Genomic DNA, 17,808 nt, shown 5'->3' with positions numbered 1-17,808 from the left:
GCGTGACGGGGTACCGGCGATGCCGATCTATCAGACCGATCCGTGGCGGGCGCAGTTCTTTGAGCATGTCGATTGCCCGGACGACGTGATCATTCCGACCAAGGACTGGGAGGTGTGGACTTTGTATCCGCGCCACCGCTGGATCTATGACAAGCTGGCGGTGGCGTTGTCGCAGGGTCTGGAGGCGGCGCCGCATGGGGTGATCCCGCCGCGGTTTCCGGTGTTTTCCAAGCCGATGATGAACCTGCGCAGCATGGGGGCAGGCAGCCTGGCGATCGCCGACCCGGACAGCTACCAGGCGGCGCTGAATCCGGGGCATTTCTGGTGCACCTTGCTGACGGGCGCGCATGTCAGCACCGATGCCGCGATCGTCGACGGACGGGCGGTGTGGTGGCGCCATGCCACAGGGGCCACCGCGCCTGGGGGCACCTTCGATTACTGGCACATCCATGCCGCGGCGATGCCCGAGATCGAGCAGTGGTGCGGGGCCTGGGCGTTGCGGCACCTGGCCGGCTACACCGGAATGGTTAATTTTGAAACCATCGGCAGCCGCATCATCGAGGCGCATCTGCGCTTCGCCGACCAATGGCCCGATCTGTACGGACCCGGATGGGTCGAGGCGTTTGTGAGGCTGTATGCGTGCGGGGAGTGGGTGTTCGACGATCGGGGGCGAACCGACGGCTACAGCGTGGTTTTGTTCGGGCCGCATGGACCGTCATACCGCCATCCTTCGGCCGAGGCGGTTGCGCGGGCGCGGGCGATTACCGGTGTGTCCAGCGTGCAGATCTCGTTTCACCAGGACCGCGATCCGGCGCGGCATTCGATGCCTCCGGGCGGTTTCCGGCTTGCGGTGATCAACGCGACGGCGCTGGATGCCGGACAGCGCGCGCGTGCGCAGCTTGCGGCGATCCTGTTGACAAAGTGATTGGAATGCCACGGCTGCCGTGGCATTACCGCTGATCATGTATGAGGCGGAACGTATGGCCGATGACAGCGGGCCGGCTGAGCGACGGCCGGCGGTGGTGACGGCGGCGGAGACGCCGGGTCTCAGCGGGCTGTTGACGCTGGCGGTGGCGGTGGTGGTGGTGGCCGGTCTCTATTTGGGCCGCACCGTCCTGATCCCGATCACGCTGGCGGTTCTGCTGTCATTCCTGCTGGCGCCGATCGTCAACCTGCTGCGGCGCATCCATCTTGGCCGGGTGCTTTCGGTGATCGTCGCGGTGCTGCTGGCGTTGACCGTGATCCTGGCGTTGGGCGGCCTGATCGGCATCCAGATCGCGGGCTTGGCGCAGGACGTGCCGAAATACGCCAGCACGATCCGAACCAAGCTCGATACCGTCCAGGGGTTTGCGACCAGCCGGTTGAACCTGGTGATGCGCGGCCTTGGTCAGCCGGTCGAGACGCGGAGCCAAATGCAGCCGAAGACGCCCAACGCCGGCGGCCAGCAGAAACCGATGCAGGTGGAAGTCCAGCAGCCGGAACCGACCCCGATGCAGATCGCCGAACGGGTGATCGCGCCGATCGTCGATCCGTTGTCGACCACCGCCATCGTGGTCATCGTGGCGATTTTCGTGCTGTTGCAGCGGGAGGATCTGCGCGACCGGCTGATCCGGCTGTTCGGGTCGTCGGACCTGCACCGCACCACCGCGGCGATGAACGATGCCGCCAGGCGATTGTCGCGCTATTTCCTGACCCAGCTTGGCATCAACGCGGCGTTCGGGGTCATCACCGGCACCGGATTGTTGCTGATCGGTGTGCCGTCGCCGCTGCTGTGGGGGATCATCGGGTTGCTGCTGCGGTTCGTGCCCTATATCGGGGCTCCGTTGGCCGCGGTGCTGCCGCTGGCGCTGGCTGCCGCGGTAAGCCCGGGCTGGTCGATGGTAGCGTGGACCGGCGGGTTATACGTGGTCACCGAGGCGGTCATGGGCCAGGTGGTGGAGCCGCTGCTGTATGGCCACAGCACCGGGCTGTCGCCGTTCTCGGTGGTGGTGTCGGCGACGTTCTGGACCTGGCTGTGGGGGCCGATCGGGCTGATCCTGTCGACGCCGCTGACACTGTGCCTGGTGGTGCTGGGCCGGCATGTCGAGCGGCTTGAGTTCCTCGATGTGATCCTGGGTGACCGGCCGGCGTTGACTCCGGTGGAGAGTTTTTACCAGCGCATGCTGGCCGGTGACCCGGACGAGGCGCGCGATCAGGCCGAGGTGCTGCTGCGGGAGCGGCCGCTGTCTTCGTATTACGACGAGGTCGCGTTGAAGGGGCTGCAACTCGCCGCCAACGATGCCGCGCGCGGGGTGCTGACCGAGGTGCAGCTTGGCAAGATCAAGAGTTCGATGCAGGAACTGATCGACGACCTGGACGAGCATGACGACAAGGATCCCGATGCCAAGGAGTCGCTGGAGGGTGCCTCGGCGGCGCTGTCGCGCAGCGAGCAGGACCTGCCCCGGCATCCGCCGCCGGGCAAGGTCGCCGAGGATGCGCTGGCGCCGGGGTGGCGCGGCGGCGCGCCCGTGCTGTGCATCGCCGGTCGCGGGGTGCTGGACGAAGCGGCGGCCAGCATGTTGTCGCAGTTGCTGCACAAGAGCGGGTTGAAGGCCCGCGTGTTGCAGCATGAAGCGGCGTCACGTCTGCGCATCGGCAGCCTGGACGGGGAGGGGGTGTCGATGGTTTGCCTGTGCTATCTGGACCTCGACGGCACGCCGTCGCATTTGCGCTATATGCTGCGGCGGCTGCGTCAGCGGCTGCCGGCGGCCAAGCTTCTAGTGGGGCTGTGGCCGGTGGAGCAGGCGATCCTGACCGACGATCGGCTGCGCGCGGCGGTGGGGGCGGATGTCTATATCAGTTCGCTGCGCGAGGCTGTGGAGGCGTGCCTTGAGGCCGCGCGGACGGAGGTGCAGCCGATCGCGGCGTAGGTGTCCGAGCGCCGTTAACCCCTTCGGTCGGCGGTTGTGCGATGTTGCCGGCGGCTGGGCGCACCCAAGCGATCCTCGCCTCGGAGCCGATGGTCGTGAAATCTGTGCTGATGCTGTTTGCCTTGCTGCTGCCTCTGCGCGCGGTTGCCGCAGAGCTGAAAATCGCGACCTGGAATTTGGATTGGCTGACAACCCGTGCGGCCGGAGATCATGAGCTGCCAAGCGACGTGACGCCTCGGTCGGATGAGGATTTCAACCGCCTTGCCCAGTATGCGCAGGAGCTGGACGCCGACCTGATCGCGATCCAGGAGGTGGATGGGTTTCGCGCCGCATCGAAGGTCTTTCCGCATGACCGTTACTCGATCCACATGACCCACGATCATGTGGTGCAGCGGGTCGGGATCGTGGTTCGGCGCGGACTGAAATACGATATCAATCCGGACGTGACGGGGTTGGGTGAGCACCATCTGCGCAGCGGGGCGGATATCACGTTGCACCTTGGCGGTTCGGATCTGCGCGTGCTGGCGGTGCATCTGAAGAAGGGCTGCCGCGAAGTCCCGCTGACCAAGGCGACAACCCACGTCTGCGAGGAGCTTCGCGATCAGGTTCCGGTGCTGGCCGACTGGATCACCGCTCGGCGGCAGGACGGCGTGCCTTTTCTGGTGCTTGGCGATTTCAATCGTTGGATGGACAGCAGGGACACGCTGCTGGCGGATCTGCGGCAGGCCGCACCTTTGGTGCGGGCGACCGAGGGGCATAGCTCACCGTGCTGGGGCGGGGAGAATTTCATCGATCACATCCTGGCCGGCGGACCGGCGGCGGGGTGGATGCATCCCGATACGCTGCGGGTGCTGACCTATAGTGAGACCGACCGGGCTATGAAGGACCGGTTGTCCGATCACTGCCCGGTGTCGGTGCGGTTGACGGTGCCGGAGGCGAGCGGGGTCAGCGCCGGAGGCGGGTGATCAGAACGGAATCTCGTCGTCCAGATCGCCGCCCTTAGGCGCATCCCATGACGGAGTGGGGGCGCCGCCGCGCGCAGTCCCGCCGGCGGGGCGGGCGGCGCTGGCGGGGGCGCGCTCACGCGGGGTGTACCCGCCGCCGGCTGATCCACTGGCTGACCCGCTGTCGGAGCCACCGTAGCCGCTGCCTTCAACGCCTCCGGAGCGTCCGTCCAGCATGGTGAGCTGGCCGTTGAAGCGGCCGATCACCACTTCGGTGGTGTAGCGCTCCTGGCCCTGCTGATCGGTCCATTTGCGGGTCTGCAGCGAGCCCTCGACGTAGATCTTGGCGCCCTTCTTCAGGAACCGTTCGGCCACGTCGGCGACGCGGTCGTTGAAGATCACCACGCGGTGCCACTCGGTCTTTTCCTTGCGTTCGCCGGAGGCGCGGTCGTTCCAGGTCTCGCTGGTCGCCAGCGTGAGGTTGACGATCTTGTTGCCATCCTGGGTGGAGCGCACTTCCGGGTCCTTGCCCATGTTGCCGACCAGAATCACCTTGTTCACCGAACCTGCCATCGACCCAATCCTTTCCGAGACTACGACCCTAGCTCAAATAGCAGTGTAGGGCCACAATCTTAAGATGGTCCGCACGGGCCGCGGGAATCATTGCGGCGCGGGCAGAAGTGATAGGCGCGCCGGTCAAAGGTTGACGTATTCGGCGGCCAGCTTGCGGGGCAGGTCGTGGGCGCAGCGGCCAAGGCCGACGCAGAAATGGCTGACTATGGGTGCCAGGCGGTCCGTGGTGTGGCGGGCGCCGGCATTGACCTCGGCCAGGCGTGAAGCGGCGTCGCGTGCCTGAGCGGCGATGCGCGGCCAGTCCAGGTCGGGCAATTTGCCGTCGCGCAGCACGAAGCGGCCGCCGACCATGACGTCGCGAACTGCGGCGCCGTCCTCGCCGTTGACCAACTGGTTGATGGCGTCGTTCAACGGCACGAGGTTGACGTGATCGAGGTCGAGGAACACCAGGTCGGCCTTGTAGCCGACGGCGATCCGGCCGATCCGGTCAGCCATGCCGAGCACCGCGGCGCTGCCCTCGGTTGCCATCTGGAGCGCTTCGGGGGCGGCGATCCAGTCTTCGGGCGGGCGGTCGAACACGCGCGAGACGAAGGCGGCCAGCCTTGTCGCCTCGAACATGTTCTGGTTGTCCGAGGACGACGAGCCGTCGGTGCCGACGCCGACCGTCACGCCGCCGGCAATGGTTCGGCGGATGTCGGCGATGCCGTTGCCCAGCCGCAGGTTGGACCCGGGGTTGTGCGCCAACGCGCAGCCATGCCGGGCGAGCAGTTCGATCTCGGCGTCGTCGATCCAGATCGCGTGGGCGGCACTGAAGCCGGGGCCCAGCAGGCGCATGCGGTGCAGGTGGGCGGTCAGGGTGGTGCCGTAGCGTTTCAGCGCGCCGGTGCGCTGGACCGCCGATTCGGCCAGATGGGTGTGCACCGGCAGGCCGAACTCGGCGGCGAGATCGCGGCAGCCGGCGAGGAAATCGTCGGAACAGTGCAGCGGGATGGTGGGTGCGATGCCCAGGCGGATGCGGTCGGCGGGATGGCGCCAGGTGCGGGCGGCTTCGCGGATCGGCGCCAGGGTCGCGTCGGGCGAGGCGGCGCGCATCGCCTCGGCCAGCGATCGCAGTTCGGGGGGGAAGGCGTCAAGCAGCCCGGGGATCGCCTGGTAGAATGTGCGGTCGGCGATCATCGGGGCGATCACCGCGCGCATCCCGACATCGGCGTAGGCTTGGGCTACATCGTTCAGGGCCTCGACGCTTGGCACAGGCAACATTGCCGACAGATCGTAGCAGGCGGTGCAGCCTTTGCGGATCATCTCGACCGCCGAGATCACGGTGGAGAGGTAGCGGTCCTGGCCGGTGCGGGCGCCGTTGATCCAGGGTCCGGCGTTAAGCAGCAGCTCCAGCGACCAGCGGTCGCCGACGCCCTTGGCCAGGCCGCCGTGGCCGTGGGTGTGGGCGTTGACCAGGCCGGGGATGATCAGCCGTCCGGTGGCGTCGATTTGCCGCGGGGACTGCGCGGTTCCGGCTGGTTCGATCGCCTCGATGCTGTCGCCTGAGACGACGATGTCGGCGGGGCGGGCGGCGGTGTCGCCGTAGGCGAGCACCAAGGCGCCGTGGATGACAATGCGATCGTTCGGCATCTTGCGGGGCTCCGATGGGTCGGGCGCAGCCTGACGCGGTCGGGCGGACTGTTCAACGGCAGCTTATTGTCCGCGTCCGCCGCGAGGGTGGCGAACGTCGAAGGGACCGTTGTCTTGGCTCCGCTTGAAGCAGGACGAACTTTGGCACCGGCGCACTAGCCCCGGCGCTGATCCAAGCCACATTGATATCCAGGTGGGTTAAAACACTTCCAACCTCGGCCAGGGCGTGGCATATCGGGAACATCCGCAGAACAACCGTGGGCGCACTTCGAAAACAGGTTTTGGGGACAACAGGATTTATGGCCGGCTCCATCCACGTGCGCGGCGCGCGGGAACACAATCTGAAAAACGTCGACGTGGTCATTCCGCGCGACTCGCTGACGGTGATTACCGGTCTGTCCGGGTCGGGCAAGTCATCATTGGCGTTCGACACGATCTATGCCGAGGGGCAGCGACGCTACGTCGAGTCGTTGTCGGCCTATGCGCGGCAGTTCCTCGAACTGATGGGCAAGCCTGATGTCGACAGCATCGACGGGCTGTCGCCGGCGATTTCGATCGAGCAGAAGACGACGTCGAAGAACCCTCGCTCGACGGTCGGGACAGTGACCGAGATCCATGACTATATGCGCCTGCTCTGGGCTCGGGTGGGGGTGCCGTATTCCCCGGCGACCGGGCTGCCGATCGAGGCGCAGACGGTTTCGCAGATGGTGGACCGGGTCACCGCGATGGCGGAAGGCACGCGTTTGCTGCTGCTGGCCCCGGTGGTGCGCGATCGCAAGGGCGAGTATCGCAAGGAAATGGCCGAGTTGCAGCGGCGCGGGTTCACTCGGGTGAAGGTGGACGGCACGCTGTACGAGATCGCCGAGGTGCCGGCGCTGAACCGCAAGACCAAGCACGACATCGAGGCGGTGGTGGACCGCCTGGTGGTGCGCGAGGGTATCGCGTCGCGGCTAGCGGATAGTTTCGAGACCGCGTTGGCGATGTCGGATGGGATCGTGCATGCGGAAAACCCGGATTCGGGGGAGCGCACGGTGTTTTCCTCGCGCTTCGCTTGTCCGGTGAGCGGTTTTTCCATCGAGGAGATCGAGCCTCGGCTGTTCAGCTTCAATTCTCCGCACGGTGCCTGTCCGGCTTGCGACGGGCTGGGGGTCGAGAGCTTTTTCGACCCCGAGCTGGTGGTTCCCGATGACCGAGCCGGGTTGGCTGATGGGGCGATCGCGCCTTGGGCGGGGTCGCAGTCGCCCTACTATGACCAGACGCTGCAGAGCATCGCGCGGCATTACAAGCAGACCACCAAGACGCCCTGGCACGACCTGCCAGCGGATGTGCGGCACGCCATCCTGTTCGGCACCGGAGATGCGCCGATCGCCTTCACCTACAAGGACGGCGTGCGCAGTTACACGGTGACCAAGCCGTTCGAGGGTGTGCTGCGCAACCTGCAGCGCCGCTGGCAGGAGACAGACAGCGTCTGGGTACGCGAGGAGATGGCGCGCTACCAGGCGGAGAAACCTTGCGTGGTGTGCAATGGCGCTCGGCTGAAGCCGGAGGCGCTGTCGGTCCGGGTGGCCGGCAAGAACATCGCCGAGGCGTCAGATCTGTCGATCCGCGCGGCGCTGGATTGGTTCGGCGCGGTGTTGCCGCAACTGACCGCTCAGCGGCAGGAGATCGCCGGGCGGATCTTGCGGGAGATCGTCGATCGGCTGCGGTTCCTGGTCGATGTCGGACTGGATTACCTGACTTTGTCGCGTGGGTCGGCGACGTTGTCGGGTGGCGAGTCGCAGCGGATCCGGCTGGCCAGTCAGATCGGATCCGGTCTGACCGGGGTGTTGTATGTGCTGGACGAACCCTCGATCGGGCTGCATCAGCGCGACAATGAACGGCTGCTGGGAACGTTGCGGCGGCTGCGCGACCTGGGCAACACCGTGCTGGTGGTGGAGCACGACGAGGACGCGATCCGAGCGGCGGACCATTTGATCGACATGGGACCGGCGGCGGGGATCAATGGCGGGCACGTCATTGCCGAGGGCACGCCGGCGGAGGTCTCGGCGAACCTGAAATCGTTGACCGGGGACTATCTGTCGGGCCGGCGTCAGATCGGGGTGCCGGCGATGCGCCGGCCGATGCAGAAGGACCGGGTGCTGCGGGTTGTTGGCGCGCGTGGCAACAACCTGAAGGCGACCTCGGCGAATTTTCCGCTGGGCACGTTCACCTGCGTTACCGGGGTTTCCGGCGGCGGCAAATCGACGCTGGTGGTGGATACGCTGTACAAGGCGGCGGCGCGGCGGTTGATGAGCGCGGGCCTGGTGCCAGCGGCGCACGACCGGATCGAGGGGCTGGACCAGCTCGACAAGATCATTGACATCGACCAGTCGCCGATCGGGCGGACGCCGCGATCGAACCCGGCGACCTACACCGACCTGTTCGCGCCGATCCGCGACTGGTTTGCCGAACTGCCGGAAGCGCGCGCCAGGGGTTATAAGCCGGGCCGGTTCAGCTTCAACGTCAAGGGCGGCCGCTGCGAGGCGTGTCAGGGCGATGGGCTGCTGAAGATCGAGATGCACTTCCTGCCCGACGTCTATGTCACCTGCGATACGTGCAAGGGCAAACGCTATAATCGCGAAACGTTGGAGATAAAGTTCCGCGACAAGTCGATCGCCGAGGTGCTGGCGATGACGGTGGACGAGGCGGTGCCCTATTTCAGCGCTCAGCCGCGGATCCATGACCGGCTGAAGATCTTGCAGCAGGTCGGGCTGGGCTACATCGCGCTGGGCCAGCAGGCCACCACCTTGTCCGGCGGTGAGGCGCAACGGATCAAGCTATCCAAGGAACTGGCTCGGCGTGCGACCGGACGGACGCTTTACATCCTGGACGAACCGACCACTGGGCTGCATTTCGAGGATGTTCGCAAGCTGCTGGAAGTACTGCACGCGCTGGTCGAGCAGGGCAACACGGTGGTGGTGATCGAGCACAACCTGGAGGTGATCAAGACCGCGGACTGGATTCTTGACCTCGGTCCGGAAGGCGGCGACGGCGGCGGCCGGATCGTGGCGGAAGGGACGCCGGAGGATATCGTCGTCAACCCCGATAGCTACACCGGGCGGTTCCTGGCGCCTTTGGTGCCGGTGGTGGAGGCGCCGAGGAAGGCGCGGCGGCGGGCGTAGAGCTTAATCCAGCGGTAGCGAATTGGAATTCGCCGGCGGGTCTTCCGGATGTTGCACCGGGTGCACCGGATCGGGGATGCGGGCATCGGGCGCCAGCGATTCGGACCCGATTGCCTGCATCGGCTCGTGGGCAACCTCGGGGGCAGCCTGAGTGCCGTATGACTCGACTGCGTGCGCATCGCCGGTTCGCAGCCATCCGGCGGCGTATGGCGCGCGAAACGCCACCAGACACAGCAGCACCAGCAGGAACAGCAGACCGAACGGAAAGCCGTAGGCGATGGTGAGGATCATGTTGATCGCTCCACCGATCAGCAGCACCGCCGGATACACCCAGAAGCGCCGAACCTCGGACATCGCGTCGTAGCGGCGGTTGAGATCCAGCAGCCAGTTGGCGCCGCCGATCTGGAATTTGGCGTCGGTTGCGGTTGCTCCGGCCGGTGTGACCCAATTCAGTACATAAGGCAGGCGGATGGCGGTGATGGCGATCAGCGCCAGCACGACCAGCAAGGCGAACGGAAAATGCGCCATCAACGTGAGCAGCATGTTGATGGCGCCGACGGCGAGCAAGCCCCACACGACGAACTGGAATCGCCATTGTTCGGGGAGGTTGTCATATCCGCGGTTCCACTGCACCACGCGTTCGGCGAATGACATTTTTCGCTCCTTGCGGTTGATTCTGGGCGGTTGATTCTGGGCGGTTGATTCTGGGCGGTTTTTTCAGCGCGGTTTCTTCAGGGCGTGTTTTTCACGTCGGGTTGTTCGGGTTAGTTGCCCGGGGCGATGTTTCAGGTCAGCGAACCGGCCAGGCCCACCAGGGCTTGTCGGATGATGCGGAACCGTTCATTGCCGCCGGCGGGGGCGTCGGTTCGGTCTCTTCCGGTGCGGTCAGCACCAATTGGTCGGCGGACGGACGATCCGCGCTGAGGACATCGACGACCCGCTTCAGCGCCTCGCTGCGGCCGAGGTCGTAGGCACGCCGGACGATGGCCCGCGCGGTTGCATCGATTTCATCAAGTTCATGGTTTTCCAACGGATCGGACCTCCCCTTCGGATCGCAGTGAACGAGCCAAATTGGAGCAGGTTTCCGGCGCGATGGCAAAGCGGGAAATTGTGAAGGGAGTTATCAGGCGATGGCGGCGGTTGTTATAGGAAACTGGACGCCAGTGAGGGCGATTCGGCCAGCGCGTGGGCGATGAAATCGAGGGCCTCGCGCACTTGGTTGCGATCGGCCGGCCCACCCAGGCAGACCCGCACCGCCTCGGTCGGATTAGCCCCGGTAGTGAAGGCATCGCTTGCGACGATGCCGATGCCGCGGGCGCGCATGTGGCCGGCGAAGGCCGACCGGGTCCACGGTGGCGGCAAGCTCAGCCAGAGGTGGAAGCCGGCCGGGTCGGCGCGGAAGTTTAGCCCGCCTAGCAGCGACCGAGCGAGGGTTTGGCGTTCGGCCGATTCGCGGCGGACGGCGGCGAGCAGGGCGTCGCCGGTGCCGTCGCTGATCCAGCGCGTGGCCAGGGCCACGGTGACCGGCGAGGCCATTACGGTGGCGGCGCGCAACGCCGCGGCGAAGCTCCAGCCGGCGCGATCGTCCGGCACCACGACATAGGCCACCCGCAGCCCGGCACCGAGGCATTTGGCCAGGCCTCCGATGTGCCAGGTAAGTTCTGGCGCCAGCGCGGCGAAGGTGGGCGGGGCGTGGTCGGGCAGCAGCCCGTAGGGGTCATCCTCGACGATCGGCACGCGGAAGCGGCGGGCGATCGAGGCCAGTTCCAGACGTCTCGATTGAGAAATGGTGTGGGTGGTCGGATTGAGCAGAGTGGGGTTCAGGTAAAGCGCCTTGGGTGCCAGCTTGGTGCAGGCCGAAGCGAACGCCTCGGGATCCACGCCGTGGTCGTCCATCGCCAGCCCGACCAGCGACAGGCCGAGCTGGCCGGCGATCGAGCGGGCGCCGGGGTAGGTGATCGCCTCGGACAAGACTACGTCGCCGGGACGCGCCAGCAAACCTAGGATGCCGAGCAATGCCGGATGCGCGCCGGGGGCGATGAACACGCGGTCTTGTCGCGGCACCAGGCCGCGCCGGCTGAGCCAGGCCGATGCCGCTTCCTTGTCGGCCGCCACGCCGCCGAAACCCTGGTAGCGCATCAGCGAGACGAGGTCGCGGCTGATCGCGTTCCAGCCATCCTGCATGCGGTCCAGCAGGTCGGGATCGTCGGGTTCGGGGGGCAGGTTCATCGACAGATCGACGATCTCGGGGTGGCGGATCATCGCGGCGTGGCGGCGGCGGATGGCTTTGCTGACGAAGGTGCCCTGGCCGACGCGGGCCTCGATCAGGCCGCGGCGCTTGGCCTCGACGTAGCCGCGGGCGACGGTGGTGAAGTCGATGCCGAGCACGGCGGCCAACGTGCGCTGCGCCGGCAGGCGGTCGGCCGCGGCCAACCGGCCGGCGTCGATGTCGCCAGCGATGGCATCGGCGATTGCCAGATAGCGCGGGGTGCCGCGGCGGGACAGGTCGGGGATCCATTCGGTCAAGGGTCAGGTCTTCGGCGCTGTGGGTGAATTGACTGTAGATTGTTGGATGGATTTGATCCAGTCGCGCCTTTGATTCGAGCACTGGCGGTCGGTAGGTCGCGTCGCGCGCGAGGGTCACGTTTTTTTGTGTAGAGGGATTGCGCATCAGGCGAGAGGATGACGTCCAATTAGGCTTCTGCACAAGATTTGTGATCATATCGTGGGCGTCATGCGGTCAAATGACTGGATAATTGACTGTATCAGTGATGGTATTCCTGACCTCCTAGTTTGCGGTCAATGTGGCACGCGGCTTGCTGGCAGATCCTCCGCCACTCAAGCAAGGAGGATACTGATGGCGACCGTCACCGCCCCCGCGCACAAAAAGGGCGACTTCTTTGTCGACTATGAGGAAAAGGTGTTCGAGGACGTCAAAGCCGAACCCGGCGAAAAGGCGCTGGTCACCTTTCACACCGTTGCGTTTGAAGGCTCGATCGGACTGGTCAACCTGCTGCAGGCGGTGCGACTGTCGCGGAAGGGTTATGAGACCTCGATCCTGCTGTATGGGCCCGGCGTCACCCTGGGGATCCAGCGCGGCTTTCCCAAGATCGGCGACGAGGCGTTTCCCGGTGCGCAGAATTTCTACAATCAACTGAAGCGGTTCATGGACGAGGGCGGCAAGGTCTATGCCTGCCGGTTCGCGCTGCAGGCGCTGTACGGACACGGCGAGCCGTCGTTGATCGAGGGGATCCGCCCGATCAATCCGCTGGACGTGCTTGACCTGGTGCTGCTGCACAAGAAGGCGAACGCCTTCATCCTGGATACCTGGACGCTTTAACCCCGACTGGTTCGGTCATGGCCGGTCGCTTCCCTTGGGCGCGGCCGGTCATGCGACGATTGAACCAATGAGCATCCCAGGATGACCCGATGACGAATATGATTCGAGCGGCGGCGGCGCAGCTTTCGCCCGACCTGGTCAATCCCGGCGGAACCGTCACGAAAGTGCTGGGCGCCATCGCCGAGGCCGGCGAGAAGGGCGTTGACCTGATCGTCTTCCCGGAAACCTTTGTCCCCTGGTATCCGTATTTCAGTTTTATTTACCCACCCGTTTCGACCGGCAAGGACCACGTTCGTCTATACGACAACGCGGTGGTCGTTCCCGGACCGGTCACCGATGCGGTCGGCGCCGCGGCCAGAAGTCATGGCATCGTCGTGGTGCTGGGGGTGAATGAACGGGACCACGGTTCGCTGTATAACACGCAGATCATTTTTGATGCCGACGGCACGCTGAAACTCGCCCGGCGCAAGATCACCCCCACCTTCCATGAGCGCATGATCTGGGGCCAGGGCGACGGATCGGGATTGAAGGTTGTCGATACACGTGTTGGCCGCGTCGGCGCGCTGGCGTGTTGGGAGCACTACAATCCGTTGGCACGCTACGCGCTGATGGCACAGCACGAGGAGATCCACGTCGCGCAATTTCCCGGATCGCTGGTTGGGCCGATCTTTGCCGAACAGATCGAGGTGACGATCCGCCACCACGCACTGGAAAGCGGCTGCTTCGTGGTCAACGCCACCGGCTGGCTGACGCCGCAGCAGAAGACCGCCATCGCCGCCGACCCCAAGCTGCACAAGGCGATCAGCGGCGGCAGCTTCACCGCCATCATCTCACCCGAGGGCAGCCATGTCGTACCGCCGCTGACCGAGGGTGAGGGATTGCTGATCGCGGAACTCGACATGGGGCTGATCACCAAGCGCAAGCGGATGATGGACTCGGTCGGCCATTATGCCCGCCCCGAATTGTTGCGGCTTCTGCTCGATGATCGTCCGGCCCCTGCGATGCAGGTTTTGCCCTTTGGGAGCACTCAGGATGAACTCGCCAGCCGCGCCGGCCGGGAGGCCGAGCACCGAACAGTTGATCAACGAGTTGCAGTCGAGCGGAGTCCGGCTGATTGACCCCAAGGCTGGGGTCGAGAGCCGCCGCGGCGGGGCGGGTCCGTCCGATCACAAGGCGATCACCGTCAACGGCATCACAGTCATGGTGCCGGTGCATACCGCGCCGGCGTTCGACAGTCCCTACGTCGCCGAAGCCCCCGATGCCACCGGGCGCGGGCGCATCCTGCGCGACGGCATCGCCCTGGGCACCATCAGCTTTCCGCAACGTCCGCGGTTCTATGACCTGAGCACCGCGGACGGCATACCATACTGGAAGATCGCCGTGCTGCACGGCAATGACGTGCTGGCGACGACCGTTCTGCAGAGCTGCATCCGTTACCGGAGCCGCACCAAAACCTGCCAGTTCTGCGCCATCGGGCAGTCGCTCGCCGCCGGGCGCACCATCGAGCGCAAGACCCCGGCCCAGCTTGCCGCCGTCGCCAAGGCGGCAGTCGAACTCGACGGTGTCCGGCACATGGTGATGACCACCGGAACGCCCGCCGGCGGCGATCGTGGCGCCGCCATTCTGGCGGACAGTGCGTCTGCCATCAAAGCGGTGGTGGATCTGCCGATCCAAGGCCAATGCGAGCCCCCCGACGACGATGCGTGGTTCGCCCGTATGCACGACGCGGGTATAGACACGCTGGGCATGCACCTGGAAGCCGTAACGCCGTCGGTGCGCGCGCGTATCATGCCCGGCAAGGCTACGGTGCCGCTGGCGCGCTATCTGGACGCCTTTGCCGCCGCCGTGCCGGTGTTCGGACGCGGCCAGGTCTCGACCTATATCCTTGCCGGCCTGGGGGATAGCGCGGCGGCGATCCTGGATATCGCGGGGACGCTGATCGAGCTTGGCGTCTATCCGTTTGTCGTTCCGTTCGTGCCGATCTCCGGCACGCCGCTGGAGGGCCACCCGGCCCCGACCGCCGCGTTCATGCACGCGATCCTGGCACCGCTGGCGGCGATGCTGCGGCGCGCCGATCTGCTGGCCGCCGGCATCAAGGCCGGCTGCGGCAAGTGCGGTGCTTGTTCGGCGTTGTCGACCCATGAACGCGCCGACGTCGCATGATCATCGAGCCGGTTCGCCCTTTCCTGGCGTGCGAGTTTCGCGTCAAGTCCGCGACCGAGGCGTGGGAGCGAAATCGCGCCTGGGCGCTGCGCCGGGAGGTGTTCTGTCAGGAGCAGGGCCTGTTCGGCGACGACGACCGCGACTCCATCGACGACGTCGCCATCGCGCTGGTCGCGCTGTCGTCGCTGGCGATCACCCATGAGGATGTTGTCGGCACGGTGCGCATCCACCAGCAACAACCCGGGCTGTGGTGGGGGTCCCGGCTTGCCGTTGCCAGGCCGTACCGCAAAGTCGGCGCCATCGGTACATCGCTGATCCGCCTCGCCGTCGGATCGGCGCGCGGGTTCGGCTGCCAGCGCTTTTTGGCTCATGTGCAAAGTGGCAATGCGCCGCTGTTCCATGCGCTGCGTTGGCGGACCCTTGAGGAGGTGATGCTGCACGGTCGGCCGCACCATTTCATGCAAGCCGACCTTGCGCATTATCCGGCGCTGACGACACCGGAGACCGGCTTCTTGTCTCATTTGAAACAGGCTGCCTGATGTTCGCCCGGATTGTGGAGACCTTGCGTGCCAGCCAAGGCATCGCCGCGAAAGCCGATATCGCCGACGTTGCCAGCCGGCTTGGTCTATCGCAATACGATGCGATACGAGTGGGTGACGACTGTGCGGCGATCCCGGATGGTGACGGCTACCTGCTGTTTGCGATCGAGGGCTTGATCAATGAATTCGTCGCCGCCGATCCGTGGTTCGCCGGGTGGTGCGGCATTATGGTCAACGTGTCCGACATCGCCGCGATGGGTGGCCGGCCGATTGCCGTGGTGGATGCGATCTGGGCCGCCGGCGATGCCGCCGCCGATCCGGTGCTGCGGGGGATGCGTGCCGCCGCCGAAACGTTCGCGGTGCCGTTGGTGGGCGGTCACACCAATCTTCGCAACGATCGCCCGCAACTGTCCGTAGCCATCCTGGGCCGGGCAAAACGGCTGCTTACTTCCTTCGACGCGCGTCCCGGCGAACGGCTGATTGCCGCCATAGACCTGCGCGGCCGCTACCGTGAGCCGTTTGCCAACTGGGAGGCTGTGATCGATGCGCCTGGACGGCGGCTGCGCGGCGACCTCGAGATCCTGCCGCTGATCGCTGAAGCGGGCTTGGCCGCGGCGGCGAAAGACATCAGTCAGGGTGGCATTATCGGCACCGCGTTGATGTTGGCGGAGTGCTCCTCGGTTGGTCTTGCGATTGATCTTGCCGCGATCCCGAGGCCGGAATCGGTGTCGCTGGAACGCTGGGTGCGGACTTTTCCGAGCTTCGGCTTCATCCTGTCGGTTGCGCCGGACGACGCTGCCGGCGTTATCGCCCGCTTCGCCGACCGCGGCATCGGGGCCGCTGATATCGGCGGCGTCACCTCGGACCGCGCGGTGCGCGTTGGCCTTGCCGGTGAGGCGGAGACGATCTGGGATTTCACTCGCCAACCACTGATGGGCTGCATCCATGCCTGAACTGCATTTTGTGATTGATTGGCCCGACGGCACGCCACAGACGTGCTATTCGCCCTCCACCATCGTGCGAGATCATTTCGAGCCTGGAGCGCGTTATCCGATCGCGGAGTTTTTGGTCCGCAGCCGGACCGCGCTGATTGCCGCCAGCGAGCGGGTGCGGCAACGCCGTGGTGCCCCGTGTTCCCTGGCGCTGGCTCAGTTGGCCGGCATCGAGGTGGCTGCCGCCCGCTACCCGGCCAGCGCCCTGGTCGTTTTCAGATCGTTCGGGGAATAACCGCGATGGCCCAGCATCTCCGCGTTGCTGTCATTGGCGGCGGCCAGGCCGGTTTGGCGATCAGCTATCACCTGTCGGCCACGGCGATCGAGCATATGGTGTTCGAGAAGGAGCGGGTCGCGCATTCCTGGCGAACCCAGCGCTGGGACAGTTTTTGCCTGGTCACGCCGAACTGGCAATGCAAGCTGCCGGGCTACGACTATCCCGGCAACGATCCCGACGGCTTCATGGTGCGCGATGAGATCGTTGCCTATGTGGAGGACTATGCAAGGCGTATCGGGGCGCCGGTGAAACAGGAAACCGGGGTCACCAGGCTCGCCCGCGGCGAACGCGGTTTCCGCATCGAGACCGCGCAAGACATCTATACCGCTGACGCTGTGGTGCTGGCGGTCGGCGGCTATCATCAGGCCAACATCCCTCGCCTCGCCGAACGCCTGCCGGGGTCGATCCGGCAACTGCATTCGTCGAGCTACCGCAACAGCGGTGCGCTGCCCGCGGGCGAGGTGATGGTTGTCGGCAGCGGCCAGTCCGGCTGCCAGATCGCCGAGGACCTGCATCTGGATGGCCGCAAGGTCCACCTGGTGGTCGGCAGCGCGCCGCGCTGCCCGCGCGGCTACCGCGGCCGGGACGCGGTGGACTGGCTCTCTGACCTTGGTCAATACGACCTGCCGGTGGACCAGCATCCGATGCGCGAGAAGGTGCGCAAGAAGGCCAACCACTACCTGACCGGGCGGGACGGCGGCCACGACATCGACCTGCGCGAATTCGCCCGCCAGGGCATGCGGCTGTATGGCCGGCTGACGGATTATGCCGAAGGGTCGCTGCGCTTCGCCGACGACCTCGAAGGCAACCTCGACGCTGCCGACGCCAGCTACAATAATATTTGCGCGACGATCGACAAATACATCGACGCCCGGGGCATCGCCGCGGCGGCCGGTCATCGCTACACCGCCGCCTGGTGGCCTCGGGCTTCGGTGGGGGCACTGGACCCGGCCGTGCAGGGCATCACCAGCATCATCTGGTGCACCGGGTTTCGCGCCGATTGGTCATGGGTCGAGCTGCCGATTTTCGACGGCACCGGCTATCCCAGCCACAGCAGGGGCGTCACCTCGATGCCGGGGGTCTATGTGATGGGGCTGCCGTGGCTCTACACTTGGGGGTCCGGCCGGTTTGTCGGTGTCGGCCGGGATGCCGGTTTTCTGGCCGAACGGATTGCTGAGCACCTTGCGGCGGTCGGGGAACAACTGGCGGTGTCCTGATCCGGCCACGTTACCGCGCGCGAACGGAACCCACGCCGCCCCTGTTGCGCTGTCTCCCGGCACG

The 17,808-nt window shown here is 65.7% G+C and carries 16 protein-coding genes; 11 read left to right on the top strand and 5 right to left on the bottom strand.

The window, feature by feature from the left end; translation table 11 throughout:
* Positions 1 to 19 precede the first annotated feature (19 nt).
* From ACQY4T_RS24050 to ACQY4T_RS24040, 3 genes are all read left to right on the top strand, one after another.
* Positions 20 to 925 (top strand): hypothetical protein, encoded by a 906-nt coding sequence (locus ACQY4T_RS24050; protein ID WP_428535823.1) that lies wholly within the window; start codon positions 20 to 22, stop codon positions 923 to 925.
* Between the two features lie 19 nt (positions 926 to 944).
* Positions 945 to 2,909, top strand: a complete 1,965-nt coding sequence (locus tag ACQY4T_RS24045; RefSeq protein ID WP_428535821.1) for an AI-2E family transporter — start codon at positions 945 to 947, stop codon at positions 2,907 to 2,909.
* A gap of 95 nt (positions 2,910 to 3,004) precedes the next feature.
* Entirely contained in the window at positions 3,005 to 3,874 is an 870-nt protein-coding gene (locus ACQY4T_RS24040; protein WP_428535819.1) for an endonuclease/exonuclease/phosphatase family protein, read from the top strand.
* Here the strand turns inward: ACQY4T_RS24040 and ssb are convergent, their stop codons facing one another.
* Together ssb and ACQY4T_RS24030 are read right to left on the bottom strand one after the other, a co-directional pair.
* Positions 3,875 to 4,426 carry a single-stranded DNA-binding protein gene (gene ssb, locus ACQY4T_RS24035; protein ID WP_428535817.1) on the bottom strand — a complete coding sequence of 184 codons (552 nt, stop codon included), beginning with the start codon at positions 4,424 to 4,426 and terminating at the stop codon, positions 3,875 to 3,877.
* A gap of 123 nt (positions 4,427 to 4,549) precedes the next feature.
* Positions 4,550 to 6,055, bottom strand: a complete 1,506-nt coding sequence (locus tag ACQY4T_RS24030) for an amidohydrolase family protein (RefSeq protein ID WP_428535815.1) — start codon at positions 6,053 to 6,055, stop codon at positions 4,550 to 4,552.
* A gap of 299 nt (positions 6,056 to 6,354) precedes the next feature.
* Between ACQY4T_RS24030 and uvrA the strand changes: the two genes are divergently transcribed.
* Positions 6,355 to 9,216 (top strand): excinuclease ABC subunit UvrA, encoded by a 2,862-nt coding sequence (gene uvrA, locus ACQY4T_RS24025; RefSeq protein WP_428535813.1) that lies wholly within the window; start codon positions 6,355 to 6,357, stop codon positions 9,214 to 9,216.
* Positions 9,217 to 9,219: 3 nt separating this feature from the next.
* Here the strand turns inward: uvrA and ACQY4T_RS24020 are convergent, their stop codons facing one another.
* From ACQY4T_RS24020 to ACQY4T_RS24010, 3 genes are all read right to left on the bottom strand, one after another.
* A complete protein-coding gene (locus ACQY4T_RS24020) occupies positions 9,220 to 9,870 on the bottom strand; it encodes a hypothetical protein (RefSeq protein WP_428535811.1) in 651 nt (216 codons plus the stop codon).
* Positions 9,871 to 10,006: 136 nt separating this feature from the next.
* Entirely contained in the window at positions 10,007 to 10,246 is a 240-nt protein-coding gene (locus tag ACQY4T_RS24015; RefSeq protein ID WP_428535809.1) for a hypothetical protein, read from the bottom strand.
* 113 nt (positions 10,247 to 10,359) lie between these two features.
* Positions 10,360 to 11,742 (bottom strand): PLP-dependent aminotransferase family protein, encoded by a 1,383-nt coding sequence (locus tag ACQY4T_RS24010; protein ID WP_428535807.1) that lies wholly within the window; start codon positions 11,740 to 11,742, stop codon positions 10,360 to 10,362.
* Positions 11,743 to 12,073: 331 nt separating this feature from the next.
* Between ACQY4T_RS24010 and ACQY4T_RS24005 the strand changes: the two genes are divergently transcribed.
* The 7 genes from ACQY4T_RS24005 to ACQY4T_RS23975 all read left to right on the top strand — a co-directional run bounded on the left by ACQY4T_RS24005 (position 12,074) and on the right by ACQY4T_RS23975 (position 17,744).
* Positions 12,074 to 12,556, top strand: a complete 483-nt coding sequence (locus tag ACQY4T_RS24005) for an MSMEG_0572/Sll0783 family nitrogen starvation response protein (protein WP_428535805.1) — start codon at positions 12,074 to 12,076, stop codon at positions 12,554 to 12,556.
* A gap of 89 nt (positions 12,557 to 12,645) precedes the next feature.
* Positions 12,646 to 13,674 (top strand): Nit6803 family nitrilase, encoded by a 1,029-nt coding sequence (locus tag ACQY4T_RS24000; RefSeq protein ID WP_428535803.1) that lies wholly within the window; start codon positions 12,646 to 12,648, stop codon positions 13,672 to 13,674.
* Positions 13,589 to 14,719 carry an MSMEG_0568 family radical SAM protein gene (locus ACQY4T_RS23995; RefSeq protein ID WP_428535801.1) on the top strand — a complete coding sequence of 377 codons (1,131 nt, stop codon included), beginning with the start codon at positions 13,589 to 13,591 and terminating at the stop codon, positions 14,717 to 14,719. Before ACQY4T_RS24000 ends, ACQY4T_RS23995 begins: the two co-directional genes overlap by 86 nt.
* Positions 14,716 to 15,258, top strand: a complete 543-nt coding sequence (locus ACQY4T_RS23990; RefSeq protein ID WP_428535799.1) for an MSMEG_0567/Sll0786 family nitrogen starvation N-acetyltransferase — start codon at positions 14,716 to 14,718, stop codon at positions 15,256 to 15,258. The genes ACQY4T_RS23995 and ACQY4T_RS23990 overlap by 4 nt, the downstream gene beginning before the upstream one ends.
* A complete protein-coding gene (locus ACQY4T_RS23985; RefSeq protein WP_428535797.1) occupies positions 15,258 to 16,211 on the top strand; it encodes a sll0787 family AIR synthase-like protein in 954 nt (317 codons plus the stop codon). The genes ACQY4T_RS23990 and ACQY4T_RS23985 overlap by 1 nt, the downstream gene beginning before the upstream one ends.
* Positions 16,204 to 16,485 carry an MSMEG_0570 family nitrogen starvation response protein gene (locus ACQY4T_RS23980; RefSeq protein ID WP_428535795.1) on the top strand — a complete coding sequence of 94 codons (282 nt, stop codon included), beginning with the start codon at positions 16,204 to 16,206 and terminating at the stop codon, positions 16,483 to 16,485. Before ACQY4T_RS23985 ends, ACQY4T_RS23980 begins: the two co-directional genes overlap by 8 nt.
* Positions 16,482 to 17,744, top strand: coding sequence for an MSMEG_0569 family flavin-dependent oxidoreductase (locus ACQY4T_RS23975; RefSeq protein WP_428543052.1), 1,263 nt, complete (start codon positions 16,482 to 16,484; stop codon positions 17,742 to 17,744). Before ACQY4T_RS23980 ends, ACQY4T_RS23975 begins: the two co-directional genes overlap by 4 nt.
* Positions 17,745 to 17,808 lie beyond the last annotated feature (64 nt).

The sequence above is a fragment of the Rhodopila sp. genome, assembly GCF_965277825.1.
Classification (GTDB): domain Bacteria; phylum Pseudomonadota; class Alphaproteobacteria; order Acetobacterales; family Acetobacteraceae; genus Rhodopila.
The sequence above is the reverse complement of the archived record's forward strand: the minus strand, read 5'-3'. Positions and strand labels throughout refer to the sequence as shown.

Coding starts and splice junctions, on each gene's coding strand:
- ACQY4T_RS24050 (WP_428535823.1), top strand. CDS start 20: ATGCCGATCTATCAGACCGATCCGTGGCGGGCGCAGTTCTTTGAGCAT.
- ssb (WP_428535817.1), bottom strand. CDS start 4,426: ATGGCAGGTTCGGTGAACAAGGTGATTCTGGTCGGCAACATGGGCAAG.
- ACQY4T_RS24030 (WP_428535815.1), bottom strand. CDS start 6,055: ATGCCGAACGATCGCATTGTCATCCACGGCGCCTTGGTGCTCGCCTAC.
- uvrA (WP_428535813.1), top strand. CDS start 6,355: ATGGCCGGCTCCATCCACGTGCGCGGCGCGCGGGAACACAATCTGAAA.
- ACQY4T_RS24020 (WP_428535811.1), bottom strand. CDS start 9,870: ATGTCATTCGCCGAACGCGTGGTGCAGTGGAACCGCGGATATGACAAC.
- ACQY4T_RS24005 (WP_428535805.1), top strand. CDS start 12,074: ATGGCGACCGTCACCGCCCCCGCGCACAAAAAGGGCGACTTCTTTGTC.
- ACQY4T_RS24000 (WP_428535803.1), top strand. CDS start 12,646: ATGACGAATATGATTCGAGCGGCGGCGGCGCAGCTTTCGCCCGACCTG.
- ACQY4T_RS23995 (WP_428535801.1), top strand. CDS start 13,589: ATGAACTCGCCAGCCGCGCCGGCCGGGAGGCCGAGCACCGAACAGTTG.
- ACQY4T_RS23990 (WP_428535799.1), top strand. CDS start 14,716: ATGATCATCGAGCCGGTTCGCCCTTTCCTGGCGTGCGAGTTTCGCGTC.
- ACQY4T_RS23985 (WP_428535797.1), top strand. CDS start 15,258: ATGTTCGCCCGGATTGTGGAGACCTTGCGTGCCAGCCAAGGCATCGCC.
- ACQY4T_RS23980 (WP_428535795.1), top strand. CDS start 16,204: ATGCCTGAACTGCATTTTGTGATTGATTGGCCCGACGGCACGCCACAG.